21 protein-coding genes and 3 pseudogenes are annotated in these 21306 nt (G+C 39.5%); 9 read left to right on the top strand and 15 right to left on the bottom strand.

The annotated features are described in order from the left end of the window. Positions 1 to 11: 11 nt before the first annotated feature. From HWX34_RS12790 to HWX34_RS12770, 5 genes are all read right to left on the bottom strand, one after another. On the bottom strand, positions 12 to 1193 hold the full coding sequence (locus tag HWX34_RS12790; RefSeq protein WP_178972605.1) for a cytochrome D1 domain-containing protein: 1182 nt from the start codon (positions 1191 to 1193) through the stop codon (positions 12 to 14). After that, positions 1175 to 1522 carry a cytochrome c gene (locus HWX34_RS12785; protein WP_255496708.1) on the bottom strand — a complete coding sequence of 116 codons (348 nt, stop codon included), beginning with the start codon at positions 1520 to 1522 and terminating at the stop codon, positions 1175 to 1177. Before HWX34_RS12785 ends, HWX34_RS12790 begins: the two co-directional genes overlap by 19 nt. Before the next feature lie 425 nt (positions 1523 to 1947). Continuing rightward, positions 1948 to 2334: a hypothetical protein gene (locus HWX34_RS12780; RefSeq protein ID WP_178972604.1), complete on the bottom strand. Its 387-nt coding sequence runs from the start codon at positions 2332 to 2334 to the stop codon at positions 1948 to 1950. 19 nt (positions 2335 to 2353) lie between these two features. Continuing rightward, on the bottom strand, positions 2354 to 2668 hold the full coding sequence (locus HWX34_RS12775) for a multidrug efflux SMR transporter (RefSeq protein WP_178972603.1): 315 nt from the start codon (positions 2666 to 2668) through the stop codon (positions 2354 to 2356). Between the two features lie 12 nt (positions 2669 to 2680). Continuing rightward, a complete protein-coding gene (locus HWX34_RS12770; RefSeq protein ID WP_178972602.1) occupies positions 2681 to 3319 on the bottom strand; it encodes a hypothetical protein in 639 nt (212 codons plus the stop codon). Positions 3320 to 3634: 315 nt separating this feature from the next. Between HWX34_RS12770 and HWX34_RS21605 the strand changes: the two genes are divergently transcribed. The 4 genes and pseudogenes from HWX34_RS21605 to HWX34_RS12750 form a co-directional block, all read left to right on the top strand. Continuing rightward, a complete protein-coding gene (locus HWX34_RS21605; RefSeq protein ID WP_178972601.1) occupies positions 3635 to 3886 on the top strand; it encodes a transposase in 252 nt (83 codons plus the stop codon). Between the two features lie 176 nt (positions 3887 to 4062). Next, positions 4063 to 4587 carry an IS3 family transposase gene (locus tag HWX34_RS21600; protein WP_370459743.1) on the top strand — a complete coding sequence of 175 codons (525 nt, stop codon included), beginning with the start codon at positions 4063 to 4065 and terminating at the stop codon, positions 4585 to 4587. A 210-nt stretch (positions 4588 to 4797) separates the two neighbouring features. Continuing rightward, positions 4798 to 5178 (top strand): annotated as a pseudogene (locus HWX34_RS12755) (transposase); the annotation flags it as partial. Between the two features lie 12 nt (positions 5179 to 5190). Next, positions 5191 to 5370 (top strand): annotated as a pseudogene (locus HWX34_RS12750) (IS3 family transposase); the annotation flags it as partial. 180 nt (positions 5371 to 5550) lie between these two features. Here HWX34_RS12750 and HWX34_RS12745 read toward each other — a convergent pair. Continuing rightward, on the bottom strand, positions 5551 to 6453 hold the full coding sequence (locus HWX34_RS12745; protein WP_178972598.1) for a LysR family transcriptional regulator ArgP: 903 nt from the start codon (positions 6451 to 6453) through the stop codon (positions 5551 to 5553). Positions 6454 to 6933: 480 nt separating this feature from the next. Here HWX34_RS12745 and cobA point away from each other — a divergent pair, with 480 nt between their 5' ends. From cobA to HWX34_RS12720, 5 genes and pseudogenes are all read left to right on the top strand, one after another. Next, a complete protein-coding gene (gene cobA, locus HWX34_RS12740) occupies positions 6934 to 7677 on the top strand; it encodes a uroporphyrinogen-III C-methyltransferase (protein ID WP_178972597.1) in 744 nt (247 codons plus the stop codon). Between the two features lie 226 nt (positions 7678 to 7903). Then, a complete protein-coding gene (locus HWX34_RS12735) occupies positions 7904 to 9562 on the top strand; it encodes a nitrite reductase (protein WP_178972596.1) in 1659 nt (552 codons plus the stop codon). 157 nt (positions 9563 to 9719) lie between these two features. Further along, positions 9720 to 10052 (top strand): cytochrome c, encoded by a 333-nt coding sequence (locus HWX34_RS12730; protein ID WP_178972595.1) that lies wholly within the window; start codon positions 9720 to 9722, stop codon positions 10050 to 10052. Between the two features lie 38 nt (positions 10053 to 10090). Beyond that, positions 10091 to 10417: a c-type cytochrome gene (locus HWX34_RS12725; RefSeq protein WP_178972594.1), complete on the top strand. Its 327-nt coding sequence runs from the start codon at positions 10091 to 10093 to the stop codon at positions 10415 to 10417. Between the two features lie 335 nt (positions 10418 to 10752). After that, positions 10753 to 11902: pseudogene (locus tag HWX34_RS12720) on the top strand (IS3 family transposase). A 19-nt stretch (positions 11903 to 11921) separates the two neighbouring features. Here HWX34_RS12720 and HWX34_RS12715 read toward each other — a convergent pair. The 9 genes from HWX34_RS12715 to HWX34_RS12675 all read right to left on the bottom strand — a co-directional run bounded on the left by HWX34_RS12715 (position 11922) and on the right by HWX34_RS12675 (position 20841). Continuing rightward, a complete protein-coding gene (locus tag HWX34_RS12715; protein WP_218645169.1) occupies positions 11922 to 12362 on the bottom strand; it encodes an Lrp/AsnC family transcriptional regulator in 441 nt (146 codons plus the stop codon). A 16-nt stretch (positions 12363 to 12378) separates the two neighbouring features. Then, positions 12379 to 13272, bottom strand: coding sequence for a 4-hydroxy-tetrahydrodipicolinate synthase (gene dapA, locus HWX34_RS12710; protein WP_178972593.1), 894 nt, complete (start codon positions 13270 to 13272; stop codon positions 12379 to 12381). Positions 13273 to 13314: 42 nt separating this feature from the next. Beyond that, the gene (locus tag HWX34_RS12705; RefSeq protein ID WP_178972592.1) at positions 13315 to 14727 is read right to left on the bottom strand and encodes an aldehyde dehydrogenase family protein; all 1413 of its coding nucleotides are present in this window, start codon (positions 14725 to 14727) and stop codon (positions 13315 to 13317) included. Continuing rightward, positions 14724 to 15824, bottom strand: coding sequence for a homoserine dehydrogenase (locus HWX34_RS12700; RefSeq protein WP_178972591.1), 1101 nt, complete (start codon positions 15822 to 15824; stop codon positions 14724 to 14726). The genes HWX34_RS12705 and HWX34_RS12700 overlap by 4 nt, the downstream gene beginning before the upstream one ends. A gap of 142 nt (positions 15825 to 15966) precedes the next feature. Continuing rightward, positions 15967 to 16440 carry a hypothetical protein gene (locus HWX34_RS12695; protein ID WP_178972590.1) on the bottom strand — a complete coding sequence of 158 codons (474 nt, stop codon included), beginning with the start codon at positions 16438 to 16440 and terminating at the stop codon, positions 15967 to 15969. A gap of 11 nt (positions 16441 to 16451) precedes the next feature. Further along, entirely contained in the window at positions 16452 to 17420 is a 969-nt protein-coding gene (locus HWX34_RS12690) for a GlxA family transcriptional regulator (RefSeq protein WP_178972589.1), read from the bottom strand. A 103-nt stretch (positions 17421 to 17523) separates the two neighbouring features. After that, on the bottom strand, positions 17524 to 18756 hold the full coding sequence (locus tag HWX34_RS12685) for a PLP-dependent aspartate aminotransferase family protein (RefSeq protein ID WP_178972588.1): 1233 nt from the start codon (positions 18754 to 18756) through the stop codon (positions 17524 to 17526). A 629-nt stretch (positions 18757 to 19385) separates the two neighbouring features. Further along, positions 19386 to 19955, bottom strand: a complete 570-nt coding sequence (locus HWX34_RS12680; protein WP_178972587.1) for a helix-turn-helix domain-containing protein — start codon at positions 19953 to 19955, stop codon at positions 19386 to 19388. 154 nt (positions 19956 to 20109) lie between these two features. Further along, positions 20110 to 20841, bottom strand: a complete 732-nt coding sequence (locus tag HWX34_RS12675; protein ID WP_178972586.1) for a Crp/Fnr family transcriptional regulator — start codon at positions 20839 to 20841, stop codon at positions 20110 to 20112. Between the last annotated feature and the right edge of the window lie 465 nt (positions 20842 to 21306).

Raw genomic sequence — 21306 nt, 5'->3', positions numbered from 1 at the left:
ACATCTCCGAATTACATACCAATCCGTGAAGAGCGCCAACTGAAAAATATTCCAGATGGACTTTCTGCACTTAGCTCATTTATAACTTTAAGACTGCTTGTATCAATTACAACGACTTTGTTATCATCGCGACTTGACAGCCAAACTGCATCACCCTTCGAAGTAAACTCCATATGGAGAATTGCCTTTCCGGGACTCAACGTAGCTATAATTGAACGTGTCGGCACATCAATTACTTGTACTTTATCATTGTCAGGATAGGCAAAATTAACCCAAACTCGTCTACCTGAAGGGTCTGCCATAACAAAAACAGGCTGGCCAGCAACTTTAATTGATGTTATCTGATTCCAATTATGTGCATCTGCCATAATTACTTCATGATGACCAATTGACGGGAAAAATGCTAATTCTCCCGAAAGGGACCAACCCCGCAAATGTGGCATTTTGTATACTGGAAGGTTTTTTTCACCTCGACCATAACCAGACAAAATACGTCTAGCGCCAGATTCGGGATTCCAGTTATCTACGATTGCTAGACCATCCTCCCCATATAGTCCTGCAATATAATAACGTCCATCAGGGCTTGCTAACGCATCATATGGACTTTTGCCAATATTTTTAAATCTTGTGACACTAGGATCACTAGGCTTCTTTACATCAACTATGTCAATTTCGTTTGAATCAAATAGTGAATACGCAAATTTATTATCAGGCAAATCTGCCAAACCAACAACACGTGAGGGCTTCCCGGTTGCACCAATTGGAGCAACAATCTGTGAAATCAAATTCAATGATTTGGAATCAAAAATTTTAACTCCACCTGGCTCATAATTTTGTACAGCAATTAATTTTCCATCTGCGGATATAGCACCACCAATGCTATTAGTGGCTTGAATAACTCTCTTCACAACTTTACCCAAGAGCAAATCAATTTTTGTAATTCCACCATCTCTGCCAAAGACAAAAACAAATCTTTGATCTTTTGAAAAGACTAAAGATGCATGAGAAAGGTCACCAAGCCCAGTGACTCGTCCCAATGAAACACAATCAGTCCCATCTACAATCTGTACACTTCCCGAAGATCGTTCAATAATTACGCCCAAATCTCCAGTTCCCCGTATATTCGGGGATGCACAGCCAGTAATAACCGATAGAATACAAAGAACTATCACACTCAATGGTGCCTTAGCCATTTCACTATCCATTTTGCATCATCCTCAGTTAAAAATTGGCTCCATGGCGGCATCGGAGTTCCAGGACTGCCATTCAGAATTATTTTCACAAGATAATCATCAGATTTCATAACCAAGCTCTCTTTTTCTAGAGCAGGTCCCAACCCACCTTTTAAGAGTCCACCGTGACATGCAGCACAATCCTCTTTCACCAAGTGAGTTAATTTACTAACCCTATCTGATGAATTTGCCTCATAACCCGAAGCAAATGCATTATTTAATATAAAAAACATGAAATAAAAAAATCTAACGTCAACATTAAGCCGAAGTATCTTAAAAAAATAAGACATACAAACCTACCAGTTCAGATTAAATACAGCACCGTATTGATCCACGCAAATAGTATTGGCGTAATTTTATACGCACATAAAAATTATTCTTTGATATAGATCACTTAGATAAACCACCACAAAGAACCACATATTAATTATGCATCAATACTGCATCTTAAAATCAATAGACCGATAGCCATGTTTAATTTAAAAAAATCAATTAAGACGCTTCAAAGACACATCACTATCAAATTTTCACATATTTGAAAAACTACTTTTAAAAAGTATGGCAACTACAAAAACTTACAATCACGGCAAGATAAAAATCATATATAAAATTAAGCCGCCAGGTAAATAAAATCTATTAAATCAGTACGCCAAGCCAAAAAAGGCATCGAATTGAATAGAGCCATTAGCCCATACAGGCTAATGGCTCTATTCGATTAGCAACCATTTTTTATCCCACAAAATAAATCATAAACATTCCTTTGCATTGCCGAATAGGGAAACTTTAAACTGATTTTATTTGATTTATAACCAGTTAAAAAAATATCTAGGTAATAAACACTGTCAGTAGAAAACTTATTAAAGTTTGTCACATCTGAAAAGTTTATTACATTATGATCTTTTTTATTACCAATGAAGACTTTCTTGTTTTTAGTATCTACACACACCGCCCCCCCTGTACATGGATAATTAATATCTATATCAACTCCTAAATTAGAAACAAAATTCACAAACTCTACTTTCTTTTTCGAATCGAAATACAAGCAAACATACGCACAAGCTATGATAATAGAAAATAAAGCAGTTGATAAAATAATAAGCATGACACCTCTCCTTTTGACTTCACGTTGAAATTTTTAACATAACAAGGCCTGTAAGAATAAGGCCTGCTGCAGTAATTCTTTGGACCGATGCAACCTCACCTAAGAACACAATACCCACAACAAATGCACCAACAGCACCAATACCAGTCCAAATTGTATAAGCAGTTCCAAGTGGCAATGTTTTCATTGAAACAGATAACATCATAAAACCAAGCATTGCAATAAAAACTGTCAAAAATGAATACTTAAAATCAGTAAAGCCATTTGATAATTTCATGGTATAGGCCCATGCAACTTCAAAAAAACCTGCAACAATCAATAAAACCCATGCCATATAATTACCTTTCTAATATTGATTCAAATAAAACTGTTCAGAAGGCTGAACACCCGCGACCATCCTAAGCTTATTAAGTGAGTTTACTAACTTAGTTTTATCATCATCAACATTTCCATCTACTATTACTAATGGGTATGTAAAAATTCCATCTTCGCAAGGGATGGTAAATGCGGATTCATTCCCACAGCCAGTCCTAGCAATAAATTCATATCCATTTATATTATGCAAAAACATGGAAATGCATGACGGCCCACCATTATGTAACCTTTTTATCACAAGATCAGAAATTAATTTATACTGACGAAGGAATGAAACCTCATAACAGCCTGGCCACCAAACTAGTTTTCCATATCTCCAGTATCCATTAGGGATCTGACCTATAATCCACAATGTGGATTCATTATCAATACAGATCAAAGCTTTTTCTTTACCAAAAACATCACGATCTCCAATGCCAATGAGCATTGTGTCTTTAACAATGACATTACTAATATAAGAATTAATTATTTTTATTTTCTTTAAATTTTCAATTACTTCAACAATGTCATCACTGTGTGCATTGAACTTTGAACCACTGACTGATTGGATTTTACAAATCCATTTTGGTCCACCATGCCAATCCCCGTATACAACATCTTTTAATTCCATATATCTACTCTGCGATTCCAGTATTTAGAAAAATCTAACTGAATATGATAAATTCTATTTGCAGCATAACAGCCACAATAAGATGAATGAATTTTTTAGTTAACATACGAGTATTTAATCAACTCCAATTATTTAAAAGGATTGAAGTTCAATCTGACTTACCGCACATTTGTTTAATTTTTACTTAATCATCACGAGAGTCTTATGTTCATAGACTATATATGCAACATCAAAAAGTCAACAATTTGATACTTTACGGTCAATCTACTGACCATCTGTTGTGTGATTTACCACACACGAATCCAACTTACCTAATTGATATTTATACATTTATCTGAAATCAACGTCTTCCCTAGACACATCAAGAGCCTCACACTTGGCCCCACAAGGAGGTGCCATGAGCAAGCTGCGTTTCCCAAAGATCTCAAGACTGAAGTAGTCAACCAGGTAACCGAGCGCGGTTACCTTGCAGCCGAAGTCGCCAACCGTCTCTGCGTATCTGCACACAGCCTGTATCAATGGCTAAACGCTGTGACCCAACACGGGCCAAACCGGTCGAACCTATAGACCAGCAAGCCGAAATCAAACACCTCAAGTCAGAGCTGAAACGGGTGACCGAGGAGTGCGACATCCTAAAAGTTGGCCGCTGCATACTTTGCCAAGGAGTCCGGGTAAGGTATGCATTCATCCGGGCTCACAATTCCCAGTTCGACGACTGTGTTGGGTAATGACAGTGCACCCCAGTGGCTACTACACCAGGAGCATCCCCGCATTCACCTCGAGCGAGGGAAGACCATCGCTTGCTGGGGCACATTAAGCAGGCGTGGCTCAAAAGTAGCGGTGCCTATGGCTATCGCAAGGTGCATGAGGACATGCAGGCTCAGGGAGAGTGCTGTGGCAAACATCATGTGTTACGACTGACGAAGCAGAAGCGCTTGCGTTCGGAGATGGGCTACCACCGACGTCCTGGGCATTACAGTGGCCACCCGGCAGTGGTCGCACCTAACCACGTGCAACGCCAGCTCCCCTGGGATGATATGAATAGAGCCTGCCCAACCGATACAACTTATATCTACAGGCATGAGGGGGGGGCTGGCCGTGGTGCAGGGCCTGTTCCCGATAACCTCAAGCGAGAGGCGGTTGAACAGGTACTTGCCTGCACACCATTACGGCATGTCGCCCAAGCGTTCGAGATTACCGAGTCGCTACTCGACATGTGGAAGCGCATATTTCAAGAGGCAGACAGAGCAGCGAAGCGGCCTTACTGAAACGACTTCGCGACGAACTGGCCCGCGACACCATGGAACGCGATGTTCTAAAAAAGGCGCTCTTCATCTTCTCGCAACCCACGAAGTGAGGTTCCGTGCCATTCAGCCGCTGTCGAGCCGCTCCCCGGTCGGCCCGTTGTTCCAACTGTTTCTTGTATCCCGTAGTACCTGCTATGCATGGCTACATCGCACATCGTCAGCACGAGAGATGCCAAGCGGCTTCGTGAACGATTCGGTGTGGGTCCTCAAACGGCAGCAGTACTTGTTGCCGTTGCAGGGGATAATCCGGAACGTCTGAAGAGCGAAGCCGCCTTGGCAGCACTTTGTGGCACAAATCCTTTGCAGGCATCGTCTGGCAAAACGGTCCGGCATCGCCTGAACAGGGGCGGAGATCGTTCTGCGAACAATGCTCTGTGGACCATTGCCATGGTACGCATGCGCAGCGACCCAAGAACGAAAGCATACGTCGAACGCCGGAGCAAAGAAGGCATGTCGAACAAAGAGATTCATCGCTGCCTGAAGCGTTACATCGTCAGGGAACTGTACCCGCTCATCCTGGCCGATCTAGCTGATTCGACACGCACTAGTTGACATAGGAGCGTCAATGCAACGATGGAGAGTTTCTTCCGTTCTCTGAAGTCGGAACGTGTTTATCTGACCCACTACCGGAGCTACAAGGAAGCGCGTACGGATGTGTTTGATTACATCCGCTTTTACAATCACCAACGACGTCATTCGACCCTGGGGTATGTCACCCCGGTTGAATACGAGCGTGGTCGTTAAATGCTGAGTGCTTCACCCGCTGTCCACAAAAACGAGACAGACCAAACTTGCTTGGCTAGATCCAGGCAATGGACTTGATTGTCCTGGAGGACCCCTTTGTAAGTGACACACCTCCTACCTCACCAGGCAAGCCTGACAGGGTGGAGCGTCCATACCCATTATCAAATCCTCTCTGATGGCTTAGCAGGAAGTATACAAAGCTTTTGACGCCACCTTGGTCAGTGCTGTGCTGATATTTTTCAACGTATCAGATCTGACGGCCACATGCTGCCAGTAAAGATCCACGTCAAGCCAACTATCAGGGGCAATTAGGTTAACCATCCCTTTATCAAGGGCAGATCGTAAAAGCAGCTCAGGGGCAAGGCACCAACCCAAACCAAGAGCAGCAGCATCAACAAATCCAGTAGGAGTTGGCAAGTAATGTATTGGAGGACATGGTTTGGTGCGTGCTATTTTTTGTATAAAACGCCACTGCAATTCATCCTTACGGTCAAAGACAATCATTGGAGCCTGTGAGAGAGAATTTTCATTAACTCCATCAGGAAAATAGCGTGCTGCAAATTGCGGCGCTGCAATTGCGTGGTAGCGCATCGCCCCTAAAGACACAATCTCACATCCTTGCACAACAGATGCATCACCAGTGACAGTTCCCAATACAGAGCCATCACGCAGTAACTTAAGCGTATGGTCTTGGTCGTCAACTCGCACGTCAAACAGATATCCATTTTCTCTATTCAGCTGGGCCAAGACTTCAAGGACCCATGTAGCAAGCGAATCACTATTTACAGCAATTGTAATTGCTCTATTGGTTATTCCCTGGCTATTAAGCAAATGAAAATCCTCCAATGCTTCAACTTCGAGCATTTGGATAGGTAGCAACCTTCGCAGCAGTAAAGCTCCTGCAGGTGTTGGACGGCAGGGTAGCTGTCTAACGATGAGGACTTGTCCCAAGCGATCTTCAAGGGCTTTTATGCGCTGGGATACGGCAGAGGTTGTAATACATAACTGCCTTCCTGCCGCGTCGAAACTTCCCTCTTCCACGACAGCAGCAAACGCTGCCAGTTGAGGATGTAACAAGCTCACGCCATCTCTCCTTAAGTTTTGCTTAACAGCATTAAGAATAATTCATTTTACTTAACTCGTACAGAATTTTAGTATTCCCAAAATTTCTACGTTCACAGCATTTAATGCTCATATCAGCGCCACATTCGCGATATTAGTAGTATTTTATTGAATTTTACGCAATTTAGGCAATTTAACCATTGTTTAAATATGGATATGAGCAACTTCCTGCTAATTCTGATCATTTTTCGTGGTACAGAACAAGAAGCCGGGGCAGACACAGCAAACTCAAACTGATGTCATTGACAGCATGCTTTTAAATGCAATTGCGCTAATGACTTAAATTTGCTTATTTAGCTTGTGTTTTAAAAATTTTGTACTTCTAAGAAACGACCGCATCGAACTCTTCTTTCTTAGAGTACAAAACACAATAACAACACATAACCAGAACCTGGTGACGTCAAGATATCAAGTTTCACCTTTATTACTTGGGAGTTCATAGTGAACGGCAAAGTCATTCTAATCGGTGCAGGCCCAGGGGACCCTGAGCTAATAACTCTTCGCGCACTAAATATATTAAAAATCGCAGATGCGGTCGTATTTGATCATTTAGTCAACCCTGAAATATTAGGCTATGCAAACCCCAAAGCTGAATTTCACAATGTCGGCAAAATACCTGGTTGCAACTCGAATCAACAAGATGAAATCAATAACTTATTGCTAAAGCTGACAAAATCAAAAAAATGCATTGCACGCCTCAAAGGAGGCGACCCGTTCATTTTTGGCAGGGGTGGTGAAGAATTACTTTTTTTAAGCCAAAAAAAAATTGTAGTAGAAGTTATACCAGGAATTACTGCAGCAACTGGCTGTGCAGCAGCATATGGCATTCCTCTAACTCATAGGGGTGTAGCAACAAGCGTTCGGTTTATTACAGGCCATTTAAAAAATGGATCATTTCTAAATTTAGATTGGAATTCCCTTGCAGACCCAACCTGTACTTTAGTTTTTTACATGGCAGTGGCAAATGCTCACATTGTTGTTGACAATTTGTTAAACCATGGCCGCTCTGCTAAAACCCCTGCTGCTTTGATACATGCAGGAACAACCAAAAATCAAAACTGTGCGATTTTAACATTACAGGATATTCCTTTAGCAATTAAAGACTTCCCTTCTCCATGCCTATTAATTATTGGGGAAGTAGCAAATATCAACAACTCAACACACCAAAATAAAAAAATCAATTGAATTAATAACTTAAAAACAAAACCACAAAAATAGTAATTTGTATTTAGTTTGTAAATTTTAACCATCAACCACATCAAAATCAGTACTCTCCAAATTAAAAAAACACATATTTGACTAAGTTTTAAAAAACCACTGGATTAGTTAATCGCCAAATAAACAATACCTCATTTGTAACGGTATATTTTCCACTAACGGTATTATTAACCTTAATTTATGGAGATGTGAGATGGTTGAAAATTTCAAACTCACAAAACTTGCTCTCGCAGGTTTAACTGCTTGGGGCCTAGCATCCTCAGTGTTTGCTGAACCAGAACTTAATGCTCGGCAGTTGTATGCAGACAACTGTGCAGGGTGTCACCAGGCAGGACGGGTGGGGAATCGATTTATTCCACCACTTGTTAAAGAGCGTCTAGGCGATCTTACGAATGATACTGTGTCTATGATGATCAAGACTGGTATTGCCAATACAATTATGCCACCTTGGGCTGGACGGCTTTCAGATAAAGAAATCAGTGCCATTGCCCTTTTGATTCGTACAGAAAGTGCCGATAACCTAGATTGGACTCTAGAGGACTCGAAGGCCTCACTAAAAGTGATGGTCGATGAAAAAACACTTCCTAACAAGCCTGTATATAGCGCAAACCCTCTGGATTTGATGGCTGTTATGCAGCGCGGTCGCCATGCTCAAGCACCTGAATCTCGGGTTGTATTCTTTGATGGTGCAACTAATAAAAAGGTTGGGGAAGTACCAACTGCAAGAGCACCACATATGTTCCGTTATAACCCAGTCAATCCACGTTGGGCTTATGCACGTACAGATGTCGGGGAACTTTATAAAATTGACCTATACACAATGCAAGCTGTACGGAGGGTAAAAACTTCGCAATCCGGACCATTCTTTGATATTACTTGGGATGGGAAGTGGATTGCCACAGGTGGTATTATTCCAGGTAATATCACGATTCTGAATGCAGATACGCTTGAGCCTGTTAAAGAATTCAGGATAACTGGTGATAATCCAACAGGTGGTCAACTTCGCGGGGGACCGGTAGGTGGAAGCTATTCCAGTATCGTTAGAGCCCTGACCCCTAATGGGGGCATGTTTGCTGTAGCAGCCCGATTTACAGGTGAGGTATGGCTTATTGAACCAAACAAACCTGGCATGCCTGTTACTAAGTTGAATACACATCTACCAACTGACGTTACACAAAATGCTTATCTCTATGATGGATTTACATCAGAAGATATGCGCTATATCTTTATCTCTGATCGTAGACCTAACAATAAGATTATTGCGATTGATGGCGAAACGAAAAAAATAGTTTCACAGTTTCCTGCCGGCTGTAGCCCTCTAGTAGGTTCTGGATCTGTTCTATATAGAAAAGATGGAAGTAAGCTCTACTTTGGTAGCAATGGTGGTTACCTTGATGACGTCGATGGCGATTGCTCAACAAAGAACTACAAGGATTATGTCGTTACCGCATTTGACGAAAATTTCAAACTATTCAAACAAATTAAGGTACCAGCCAACTCCTCCTCTATCGCAATTCATCCGAATGCACCATATATTGCAGTTGGTGGCAATGCCGGTAAAGACATGATGTTTATCGATAAAGAAAAGCTGGAGTATGTTAAGAGTGTAGACGTAGGTTATGACACAGACTATCCCGAATATACAAGGGATGGTAAATATCTTTACATTAACTCAAGCTCAGGTGGTGATCGCTTGAAGATTTATGATTCAAAGACATTGAAGCAAGTAGCTGAATACCGCATCCCCGCACCAGCAGGTATTTTCGCTCATGCTCGTGTACTCTGGGGCCTGAAAGGTGCAAAAGAAAGGCCAATTGGTTCTTTTGCAAATTACCCTCTCAAGGATAATTGATAACATTCAGGCATAGTATACGCATGCGGTGAAGCTAACCTCACCGCATGTTCTGTTACATGGCCAACTAGATATATCCTGCTTAACTGCACTGCAAATAGATAGTGAGCAGTGAATATTTAGTTAAAAGAATATATGGAATCTTAGGAGTCACGAAATGAGTAAGACACCAGCTTTATTATTCTTCGCGGCACTGTCAATACTGACACTTAGCGAATTTGTATCTGCACAAGATGCATCTGATTTGAAAGCAAAAGAATTAGTAACCACATTATGTTCTGCGTGTCATGGCACTAATGGTATAAGCCCAGTAGATACATTTCCGAATCTCCGAGGTCTAGGCGCAAGCTATATTGAAAAGCAATTAAAAGACTTCAGAGAAAAAACTCGTATTGATGCATCAATGAATGCAAATGCATCAACACTTGACGATGACACCATTAAAGCGCTGGCTAACTATTATTCAAATCTAGCGCACACAGATCAATAGTACGGCTAGATTTTCAGATAACTTATATGGAGATATTCATGAAATTTCCAGCTTATTTGCTTATAGTATTTGGCCTGTTTCTGAATGCAGCCGCATTTGCCGATGAAGATCCAGCTTTAGCCAAAGCTAAGACTATTATTAATGGTACTTGTGTATCCTGTCACGGAATAGATGGTGTTAGTATCGCAGAACAATGGCCAAGTCTTGCAGGACAAAAAGCTGCATATCTTGAAAAGCAGATGCTTACATTCCGTGATCGTAATGGAAATCGAGATTACCAAGTAATGATGAATATGGTAGGAGGCCTTGATGATGCGACCATAAAAGCTTTGGCTAAATACTATTCGTCATTGCCACAACCATGACTTTTACTTACAAGACATATTGAATACCATAGAAATAAACCTATGATGTAGTCTTATCAGAGATTTATATCATACATGGTACGAAAATATAGCCCAACAATTTTAAATTTAATTCTTATCATAAAATTTATGACATTTAAAAATAAAATGACTTTCGTGATCTAGATAATGAAGGTTGTAATGTGGTACTCCACACTTGATGCCACCGACTTTGTCGGTGGCATTTCACATAGTATGAATCGCCCCTCCTTTCCTAGACACCTCAAGACCCTCGCTGGACTGACCCGGCTCTTGTAGGCATTCCTGCCTTATGATTTGAGCATAGGAGGATGTCCATGAGCACACCGCGTTTCCCCGAAGAGTTCAAGATTGAAGCGGTCAAACAGGTAACCGAGCGTAGTTACCCTGTGGCCGAAGTCGCCAGCCGCCTCGGCGTCTCTGCCCACAGCCTGTATCAATGGCTGAAACGCTACGACCCCAAGCGCATACAATCGGCCGAACCTGCAGACCAGCAAGCCGAAATCCGACGTCTCAAGGCAGAGCTTAAACGGGTCACCGAGGAGCGCGACATCCTAAAAAAGGCCGCCGCATACTTTGCCAAGGAGTCCGGGTAAGGTATGCCTTCATCCGGGCCCACGCGCAACAATTCCCAGTTCGACGACTGTGTTGGGTCATGGCAGTGCACCCCAGTGGCTACTACGCCTGGAGAGCATCCCCACATTCACCTCGAGCGCGTGAAGACCAACGCTTGCTGGGGCACATCAAGCATGCCTGGCTCGAAAGTGGCGGTGTCTATGGCTATCGCAAGGTGCATGACGATTTGCAGGCTCAGGGAGAGCGCTGCGGAAACATCGTGTGGCTCGGCTGATGAAGCAGGAGGGCTTACGTTCGCAGACTGGCTACCATCGACGTCCTGGGCATTACAGTAGCCGCCCGGCAGTGGTGGCACCTAACCACCTGCAACGCCAGTTCACCGTGAATGAACCGAATAAAGCTTGGGTGACCGACATCACTTATATCCGCACACATGAGGAGTGGTTGTACCTGGCGGTGATGCTGGACCTGTTATCGCGGCAGGTGATTAGCTGGTGGATGCAGTCACGTATCGATAGAGAGCTGGTGCTGAATGCTCTGTTGATGGCGGTATGGCGACGTCAGCCCAAGCATGAGGTACTGGTGCATTCCGACGAAGGAAGTCAGTTCAGTAGCTACAATTGGCAGGACTTCTTGAAAGCTCATCGCTTGGTGCCCAGCATGAGTCGGCGCGGGAACTGCCACGACAATGCCGTGGCGGAGAGTTTTTTCCAGTTGCTGAAGCGTGAGCGTATCAAGCGCAAAATCTATCACGATAGGGAAGAGGCCCGGCGGGACATCTTCGATTACATCGAGATGTTCTACAACCCGAAACGCCGGCATGGTTCCGCAAACGGGCTATCGCCGGTAGAGTTTGAGAAGCAATATTTCCAACGGCTCAAGAGTGTCTAGAGAAGCCGGGGCGATTCAATCACCTACTCACTACAGTAGAAAGAACAAAACAAGTTGTTATATTTTGAACTCCAGCTATTGAACTAATAAAACTCCAAATTTCATTAATCCTGGCATGTGAATCTGCTCTAACCTGAACCATAAGATCAACATCTCCACTTAATACAACACAATTTGTAACTTCAGCAATCTTTGAGATAGCTGAAGTTACATCCGCACCTCTCATTCTATCTTTTCTATACACTAAAAAAATTGAGTCCACCATACGTTTATTATCCAATGCGGATAATTTCGCAGTATAACCTGTAATAATCTTATTTTGTTCAAGACGATCAATTCTTTGTTTAACTGCCTGCCTTGAGATACCGATCTTGCGAGATAAATTTGAAAGCGATATACGTGCATCATTTACCAATTCATTAAGAATTGATTTATCTATTGGATCAATTTCAATTAGCATAAATTTTACCTAAAATTCACACAGTTAAATTTTGCTTAGCACGCAAAATAGCATTTCCCAAAATCGTTCTATATTCAAAGCTTAGCTCATGAAGCGGCAATCGAATACCTTCATGAGCTAAACCTAAAAATGCAAGCGCCCACTTCACTGGTATTGGATTTGACTCCAAAAATAGGTAATTATGGACATCCAATAATGCCATATGAATTTTCTTTGCTTCAGAAAGATTGCCATTCATTGCCAAATTGCAAAGCCTACTCATCTCTCGTGGAAAAATATTAGCAGTTACCGAAATATTTCCGTGACCGCCCATTAGCATTAACAAAATTGCCGTTGCATCATCACCACTATATATCATAAAATCATGAGGTGCTTTACTAATTAACTGCATCCCCTTATTCAATTTTCCTGTAGCATCTTTAATTCCGACAATATTTTTACTTTGAGCCAGGTCTATGATTACATCATTAGAAATATCAACCACTGTACGGCTTGGAACATTATAAATTACAATTGGCAAATCTACACTTGATGAGATTAAGTCAAAATGCTTATACAAACCAGTCTGAGTTGGCTTATTATAATAAGGAACCACTTGAAGACACCCCGAAGCCCCTAAACTACTCGCCTCCTTCGCCAAATCAATTGCTTCACTTGTTGAATTACTTCCAGTCCCAGCAATAATTGGAATTCTACCTGCTGCATATTTTATTGTTGATGCCAATACAGACAAGTGCTCTTTAGTTGATAATGTTGTCGGCTCTCCAGTTGTACCTACTGATACAATTGCATTAGTTCCAGATTCAACATGAAAATTGACCAAATTTTCTAATGACTCATAGTCGATTGCGCCATCCTTTTGCATGGGAGTTATCAAAGCAACCAAGCTTCCCTTTACATTAAATCTCATTAAACTCTCCATTGGGTCAGCATGAAGCTGACCCATAATTATTTACACTGGTCTTCTAAAACAAACCACTTTAGGTTGAGACATTTCATGTACTGAAAACTTTACACCTTCTCGCCCTAGCGAGCCGTATTTGAATCCCCCAAATGGCATACCATCAAATCGATAGTCGGAAGAGTCATTAATCATCACTCCTCCAGCTTCCAATTTCTCAGACACCATCATCGCTATCTCTAGATTATTAGTAAAAATGGCAGCATGTAAACTCGATTCAACATTATTTGCCTCTGCAATTGCTTCTTCAATGTTTTCAAATGGCACTAAAGACACAACCGGAGCAAATATCTCTTCTTTCCAGACCAATGAATTACAAGGAACATTTGTTAGAATTGTTGGATGATACACAGCACCTTCACGTACATTGCCAGTAAGAACAATAGCTCCTTCTTGAACAGCAGAATCAACCCAACATTTAACACGAATAGCCTGGTCTTCAGTGATCATCGGGCCCATGTCAGTTGTATCCAGCATTGGGTTTCCAATAACCATCCTCTCAGTAATTTCAACCATACATTTAGAAAACTGCTCAAAGATTGCTTTAGCAACAAATATTCTTTGCGTCCCAATACAATTCTGTCCGGCGGCCCAAAAGGCACCAGAGACACAAGATTCAGCTGCATCAAGCAAGTCACAATCTGGCATAACAATTACTGGCGCATTTCCCCCCAAGTCCATTGCAATTTTTTTTAGACCTGCGGTTCTTGTTATAGTCTCACCAGTCTTCGCACCACCTGTAAAAGTAATCATCCTAATTTCTTTTCTTGCTACCAGTTCAGATGCAAGATCTGCATCACCATGAGCAATCTGCAAAATATCTCGTGGCAAACCAGCATCCCAGAATGCCTCTACTAGACCCTGTGATGATAATGGTGCGAGCAATGAGGGTTTCAGAATCAATGAATTACCAGCGGCAATTGCTGGTCCAATTTTATGTGCTACCAAGTTAAGAGGATCATTGAATGGAGTGATAGCTAAAATAATTCCAAGCGGTTCATATGTAAAGTAACCAAACCTGTTCTCTGACCCTACATATGAATCAAATGGAATTATCTCTCCAGTTAGTCGCTTTGCTTCCTCTGCTGAAAGACGAAGAGTGTTTACACAACGTGCAACTTCTTTACGCGCCTGAGTAAGTGTTTTACCAGCCTCACGCGAAATTGTTATTGCAAATTTTTCAGCCTGATTTTTAATTTTATCTGCAACTCGAAGCAGAATATCTGATCTCTCAGCCCTAGTAAGCATTGCTGATATGGAAGATCCATAGGTGGCATTTTTTATAACTGTATCGACATCATCTTTTTCCGTAATCACTACCGATCCTATATGAGAATTGTCATACGGGGAGTTTACAGAACAAATTGTGGGTTTTTGAACATTGAATATGCTATTGTGGTTCATGCTCTCACCTCATGCGACAAGTCTTTTTTTTCGACCGCATAGTCTTTCTGCTCAGAACTAAGTTCAATTAAGTCAGAAAAAATAGCAAATGCTGTTTCAATTCTGCCAGCTCCTGGTCCTGAAATTGTCACAGTTCCAACTACATCTGTTTCAAATGAGATTGCATTTGTTACTCCAGATGCTGCTGTTAAAGGATGGCCTATTCTAATTTTTTTGGGCTGCACTGAAGCAGTGATCTTGCCACTATCTTCTTTTTTAGCTGAACCAACAAGCCTCCATGTATACCCTTCGCTTTGAGCCGAAATAATATCCTGAGTAGTGATATTGGTGATACCACGACACGGGACGTCGTCTCTTGTAATACCCTCTCCCCATAATGCATTAGCAAGAATTATAACTTTTAATTGCACATCATAACCCTCAACGTCCGCTGCTGGATTTGCTTCAGCATATCCAAGCTCTTGTGCCTTCTTTACGGCGCTGTCGAAAGAGATACTTTTACTCATTTCTTCAAGAACAAAATTGCTGGTTCCATTTAGGATTCCTGCAAAACTGTTTACATCTGCACCCTTCAATGTTTTTGTGATCTGTCGCAAAACTGGGGTGCCACTCATTACTGCCCCTTCATATTTGAAACATACATTTTTAGATTTTGCGATCTCCATTAGTTCACCTAATGCGAGAGCAACTGGTCCTTTATTTGTTGTTACAACATGCTTTCCTTTACTAAGTGCATGCTTGCAATGAGAAAGAGCAGGCTCTCCAGTGTTTGGATCTGTAAATGTAGCTTCAACAACAATATCAACAAAATCCTCTTCAATTACACTCAATATGGAGTTAATATCAGAATTCTCTTGAATATGGAATTTAGTATTTCTTGTAAATTTATCTTTTTTTAAACCTGACGAAATAAAATCTTTCAAATCATTGAGATCAAACCCATCCTCGCACTTAATAATTCCAAATCGCAGATCAGCAATTACAGTAATTTTAAATTCAATATCATTATTTTTTGTAAAAACTCGTTTTTGCCACAACAAGTCGACCAACCCCTGGTTAACACCACCAAAACCAATTAATGCAAGTCTATAATTCATCTCAAAATCTCCATGTTAAGTTTTACAGCCATTCAATTCTAGCCATATTAATTACAAGTTCAAACTTGCACATTGGAGATAAATTTATGGTTTTTCTAACAAATCGCAATTACGCGTAACATTTTGTTATCAACATACTTGACTAATTCAATCTCAGCATTTCACTGTAGCTGATATTTATATCGCAACATAATGCCTCAGAAATATGGCACGCCACTTTCCCCAATGTCACAATGCTATCCATCACAAGATGGACTATTGCTTCTTCAACCTTCAGTTTATTCTTATGTATTCCATCTAAATGGAAATCTATTGTCGAAGAATTACCTGGCCAATTTGCTATACTCGAAATTAGCAAATCATTAATTTTTAGAGTTTCGGCATGTATATCTCGAGATGAAACTTCTCTAATCATGCCAATCGCATACACTTCGCCATCCACGAAAATGGAATTATATGCATTGCATGTTTTAATAAATACTGTATTGGTATAAACTTGAAGTTCATCTGAATTGCTACCACTTTTATTATGATATATTTCTAGTTTATTATGCACAACGTCTTCAACCCAACGCTTATATTGCAATAATGAAATAAGAGCTAGTTTTGTATACATAATTTTTCTCGCTATGCCAATTTGCACTTTCTATCTTCACGAGGCCTAACTCCGAAGTGCTTATAATAAGTAGTTGTAAAATGTGGTCCATTACTGAAGCCTGACATCTTCCCTATGTCTAAAATAGAAACCGAGCTGCCCGTTAATAAGGTTTTTGCATAGAACAGTCTTAACTCCAAGTAATATTTGGATGGCATTTTGTTAAGATATTTTTTGAATAATCTTTCTAACTGTCTAGTTGATACACCTACATATCTAGATATTTCTGCAGTAGATAATGGTTCGCTAAGGTTAGCCTCCATCAATGCAACCGCCTCTGTTAGTACTGGTTGATTATTTCCAATTTTCATGACTAAAGGAATTCGCTGCCGATGAGAGCTATTTCTAATTCTTTCCATCACAAAAACTTCAGCAAGAGAAGTTATGAAGTCGTGATCATGATGGTCACTTAGTAGATAATGCATAAAATCAAATGTAGATGCCCCACCGGCACATGTTGCACAGTTTCCATCATATTCATATAAATTTGAAGTCACAATTACATTAGGACATTCACGACTGAATTTTTCAAAAATTTCCCATATTATTGTGGCTCTCTTACCATCAAGAAATCCTAGTTTACCAAGCCAGAAACTAGCACAATTCATTGCAACAAGAACCATTAATTCTTGATTTTGTTTTTTTATTCCGCTTTCTAGCAAATGAAGGGCGATTTCATCGCTAATATTAGTAGAAAAGATAAATAAATAATCTAGTGAAGGTGCATGTCTCAATGCTAAGTCAGCATTAAGTTTTAAGCCTGTATTAAGGCGCACAGGGGCACCATCCAATGACAGCGTCAAATACTCATAATGATTTTTATTGGATAAATTATTTGCCTTGTGAAGAATTTCAGTTACGATTGACAAATCAGCTACTGAAGCAGAATTAAGTAAGAGAAATCCTATTCTCTTCACTTTGCAAGTTTTTGAATCAATCATAAAAATTCACTCTGATTTTTTAAATTCAATCCGCCTAAAACAATTTTACTGTCCATGGTTAAAATAATAAGGCTACTCATCATATGATGAGTAGCCTCAAATACTATAATGACATTAAGTCATCTAAAGACTTATCGAGAGCCTTTCTCAAATCATTAATTAAGTCATCTGAACTCTCCAGCCCAACACTCAACCTAAAAAATCCATCCCCAGCAAACTCTTTATATTTTTCAAGATGCTCACTATCTAATTGAAATGTTGTCTTTTGAAGATCTGCGGTATCACAGTAGAGGATAAGTGTTTGGGACTGCCCCAGTGAAGTAGCAAATTTTATAATATTAAATTCAGTATCAAAATTTTTACCAAATACTTCTGCATTTTTAACTGAAAATGCAATCATGCCAGACCCATTACGCATCTGTTTCTTGCATAGTTCATATTGAGGATGACTTGGTAGCCCTGGGTATCTAACCTTTTCCACAAATGGATGACTTTCCAAGAATTTAGCAATCTCTTCTGCATTCTTAGCATAGGCATCCATTCGAATATTGAGTGTTTCAAGTCCACGAAGAATAAGCCATGAGTAGAATGGACTAAGCGTAGCTCCAAGGTGTATACCAACCTTTAATCTCAGAGATTGCATATCATCCTTACGTCCTACAACGGCGCCGCCCAGTGCATCACCATGCCCACCAATATACTTAGTTAGTGAATGAATTACATAATCGGCTCCAAGTTCAATTGGCTTAGTTAAAACTGGTGTCGCGAAGGTCGAGTCAATTACTAGTTGGGTTTTATATTTTTTTGATAGTGATGATAGTGCCGCAATATCAGCTAATTTCATTGATGGATTACATGGTGTCTCTGCATAAATTATCTTTGTATTTGGTTGTAGTTTTGATTCAACATCTTTGATGTCAGCCATATCTGCAACTGAAACTTCGACTCCCGTAGATTTCAGTAGTCCGCGAACAAATTCTGCAGCACCTGCATAAGAAATATCGCTAAATAAAAGATGATCACCAGGTGAAAGTAAGTGTAAAAGTAATCCACTAATTGCACCTATCCCACTTGCAAAAACAACAGCATCTTCCCCACCTTCTAGAATAGCTAGTCTTGCTTCAAGAAGTTGTCCGTTTGGGTGTGCTTCACGCTGATATGCGAGAACGTTATTATCAATATCTGTCCCCTCTGCAGAAAAACCAATCTCCCCCCATTTGCATGCATAATTTACTGACATACTAATATCTGGTGCAATAGCACCTGTTACCGGATTTGGCGAATGGCCACCATGAATTGCCTGTGTAGATTGACTCTGCTTTATATTTGTAGACATACTTTCCTCATTAATTTTATACAATTCATTATTGACATAAGAGTATGTGCAATAATTTTCAATAGAAAAAATGGTAATCCATATCTGGTTTTCACTTTTTCATGTCTAATTAATTGATTCAATTTTCAGGTTGTCTGCAGAGTTCCTTGTCGTGAAGTTAGATAACTTCAGGCTATAATTTGGCCGCATCAAAGTCAATATAATATAAAATTTCAGTCAATAAAATGACTTAATGTTGATGATATGCAACACCTTTCATAATGTGTTATATTATCTTAAAATAACATTATTTAAATATAATTGTATATTAATTTACCAAATATAATATTGGTAATTAGTGATGTTAATTGAGCATCGAATTTACCTGCACCTACGGCTTTAATTTTTTTAACTGTTATTATATGTATATTTAGCTTCGTAGCTTATATATAACTTAATGCCACTTTCCCATTCCTAGCAGAGCTTATGTAATCGTGATTTTGTATGCAAATTTATAGTAATTTAAATAATACTTAAAGGAATTTAACTCTCATGCTTATTATCACTTTGCATCCAATGCAATAGATATTGTTATTTATGCACTAGTAAAACAATATTCTCCCCTGCAAGAAAATCTGAAATTAAATTTCTTACAACTCAGTCAGTGCTACATATATCTTTGCTGCTTTCATATTGCTATTATTGTTTATGATGAATTCATTACTAATCACAATAGAATAGCCTTCCATCACCTCAATCAAATTGTTCTTATTTTTAATTTCAATCGTCCCACTCATTACGTGTAAGATCACCGTTGTGCTATTCAGTTTCTTTTTAGGTTGGTATGATTCACCTGGTAAGATATTAACCGACCACAATTCCAATGCACTTTTATCCTCTACTTTCCCTAGCAGTAACTCATTTACATTTCTCCCAGAATTATTCATGCACTCAAAGTTACTATTATTAATTAACTTTATAGTATTTTTCTCGCATACACTCACAAAATCAGATACCGGAATTCCAATAACCTTCGACAGTTTGCATAACAACCCAACGCTTGGATTTGCTGTACCACGTTCAATGTCAACTAACATTCCTTTACTAACGGATGCTTGTTTAGATAACGTATCTAATGATAGTTTTTCACGTTTTCTGTACTCTTTAAGCGTATTAGCTATTGCACTGCTAACATCAGTAAAGTCTGTTGAGTTCTTCATTTGATCATTGCAGTATAGATGATTCATTAATGTGACAAAATTTCATTTTTATCACTTGCAATACATCTCATTATCATCAACTTCCTAATCTAGTTAATATCTTTCCCTGCATCACATTCATACTTACCTATATTTATAAAGAAGCCAAGTTGCATTACATTCCTTTTTTGATTAGCTCCTTCATGTCGAGTATTTTAATTTCCTTATTCTCGACTTTAATTAATTTAAGGTTAATCAACTTTTTTAATACACGTGAGAATGTTTCAGGTGCCAGACATAAAAATGAAGCCACTAAACTTTTATTAGCCGGCAACTTTATTGAACTCATAAGTGAATCACCTGACTCATTAGACAAATCGACTAAGTAATTTGCCACACGCTGCAATGCGCTTTCTATAGATATTCTTTCTATACTTTTCATCAGTTTAATCTGACGATACGCCAGACAATCAATTAGCCCAATTGAAAATTCCTGGCTTTTGTTGAAAATTTCGTTTATCCCTTCAGATGCCACCTTCAAAATAAGTGTATCTTGCACAAACTGCGCCATATTCTGGTGTGGCATTTTTAGTAGAAGTGCGGCTTCTCCAAAAAATGAGTTTTCCCCAACTAATTCTATAACTTTTTCAATCCCCGACTCTTTACTTATTGATATCTTTACAGTTCCATAAACCACAAAGTAAAGGTGGTTACACATATCTCCACTTTGATAAATTACACCACCTCTTTTGCCTCTTATTAAATTTGAGTAACATGAAAGTTTCAACACTTGTTCATGACTCAAACACCAAAACAGTGGCTGTTTTGATAGTAATTTACATATTTCATTGCTAGATTTATGACTTATAATTCTACTGTTTGGATTTAGTATTTTCGGAGAAATCATTAACGCCGATCCTATATAACGGCGGTGGGAAATTAATATCAATGTGTATATTTATTAAAATTTTGACTTAATGCATAAGAAGGCATTTCTTCTTTTATTCCCAATGTGTCTGCATTATGGTTCTCCACAATAAGTAACTGTGATGTAAAAAATAATGGCATTAAATAATTAAATCAACATGCCAGTTTTCATAAATCCCTTACGAAACCTTAAGTTTGAATTAATAATTTATTTATTCAAACTTAATATATGGGCATATTTTCATAAAAGACACTCAGTATCTCACTTCATAAGGGTATGATCAGACTCACAAAAAGTCAATATTTTGTAATTTATTAGTCAGAATCTTGACCAATGATGCATAAATCTTCTCTTTGCAATCATAAATATTGATATGTCATTTTTTACGCATGCTCATTACCCTGCATGCCGCAATCCTTCTTATGTGCAATCAATCCGGCATAC

It is taken from the genome of Aquitalea sp. LB_tupeE (assembly GCF_013391415.1).
Taxonomy (GTDB): domain Bacteria; phylum Pseudomonadota; class Gammaproteobacteria; order Burkholderiales; family Chromobacteriaceae; genus Aquitalea.
This window is presented reverse-complemented; position numbering and strand designations above follow the sequence as displayed.